Source organism: Alcanivorax sp. HI0044, from assembly GCF_001634945.1.
The window spans coordinates 1-928 of sequence record NZ_LWEZ01001929.1; the positions used below are offsets into that span (position 1 = coordinate 1).

At 59.7% G+C, this 928-nt stretch carries 1 protein-coding gene and 1 pseudogene; both read left to right on the top strand.

Annotation, left to right across the window (positions count from 1 at the left end; all coding sequences use genetic code 11):
- A pseudogene (locus tag A3730_RS28640) lies at window positions 1–218 on the top strand (MBL fold metallo-hydrolase); the annotation flags it as partial.
- Window positions 211–928: lysophospholipid acyltransferase family protein (locus tag A3730_RS28645; protein ID WP_063539425.1), on the top strand; the 718-nt coding region annotated here is incomplete at its 3' end. The pseudogene A3730_RS28640 and the gene A3730_RS28645, both read left to right, overlap by 8 nt.

Below are 928 nucleotides of genomic sequence, written 5' to 3' on the forward strand. Positions count from 1 at the left end.
TGCATATCAACCCGGCGGAAGCGGTGAAAATCCATCAGGATATTCAGGCGCGCCAGTCCCTGGCCATGCACTGGGGCACCTTCGTGCTTACTGACGAACCCATGGATGCACCGCCAAAAGCGCTGGCTCGAGCCCTGACAGAACAACACATTGAACACGCACATTTTCGGGTTCCGCAGCATGGCGAAACCCTGACCATTGAACTGACACATGAATAAACAATACCCAGGCCGCCGTCTGTGGATGGTGGTCCGCCTGCTTGCCTGGCTTCCCTTGCCGCTGGTCACCGGATTCGGTGCCGCCATTGCCACCCTGATTACCCTGGTGCCGCTGCGCTATGCCAGCGCCTACCGGGTGGTGTTGATCAACCTGCTGGCCACCCACCCGCAAATGTCCTACGCGGAAGCCAAAAAAATCGGCCGCCAGAGCCTGCGCGAACTGGGCCGCACGCTCACCGAATTCAGCCATGTATGGCACCGGCCTGTGGAAGAAACCCTGTCGCGGGTTACCCATATCCACGGCGAGCAGGCCTTTCTCGATGCCTGCGCCAGCGAACGGCCGGTGTTGATGCTGTCACTGCATCAAGGCAGCTGGGAAATCAGTAACCTGTATGTGGGCGACAAGGGCAGCCGGGACAAGACCCTGATCATGTACCAGCCTCACCCGGCCACGCTGATGGATGCCATGGTCAAGGCAGCACGAGAGCGCACCGGCTCGGTACTGATTCCCACCAACAGTCAGGGGGTCAAAAAAGCGCTGGCGGCCATGAAAGCCGGCGGCACCCTGGGTATTCTTTCCGACCATAATCCGGGCAACCGCAGCAATCCCTCGGTGCCGTTTTTCGGCTATGACGTGCCCACTCCCGCGCTGATCGACAAACTCGTCCAGCGTTACCGCCCCCATGTGTTTATCGTTTCCTGCATTCGCG